Below are 342 nucleotides of genomic sequence, written 5' to 3' on the forward strand. Positions count from 1 at the left end.
TTTATTTTTTCAAAATCCTTTTCCATAAATAAGATTGCTGGTACTTCAATTATTGGAAGATTATTTTCATTATCAAAAGGTGGACACGGTTTGGGAACTACCAAATAGTCAACTGAGTTTTTATCCCTAATATAATTAATTGAAACATCATAATACTTAGAAAAATATTCCTTCAAATCATCCTGATTCCTTAAAAATGGTAGAGAAAATATTGAACCATAATTTATACCAGCATCGACAATTAATACAAAGCATATTTTTTTCATGATACACCCTCCTCGTATAATAAGTTTTAAGTTAATAACTGTTCCTTGAAAATTAAATAGTTTTTATCTTCAAGAG

The 342-nt window shown here is 26.9% G+C and carries 1 protein-coding gene; it reads right to left on the bottom strand.

Annotated features, from left to right (window positions below):
* On the bottom strand, window positions 1–266 hold a 266-nt coding region (locus JDS92_RS30195), incomplete at its 3' end, for a hypothetical protein (RefSeq protein ID WP_199633050.1).
* Between the last annotated feature and the right edge of the window lie 76 nt (window positions 267–342).

The organism is Bacillus cereus group sp. N12 (assembly GCF_016483575.1).
GTDB classification, from domain to species: domain Bacteria; phylum Bacillota; class Bacilli; order Bacillales; family Bacillaceae_G; genus Bacillus_A; species Bacillus_A toyonensis.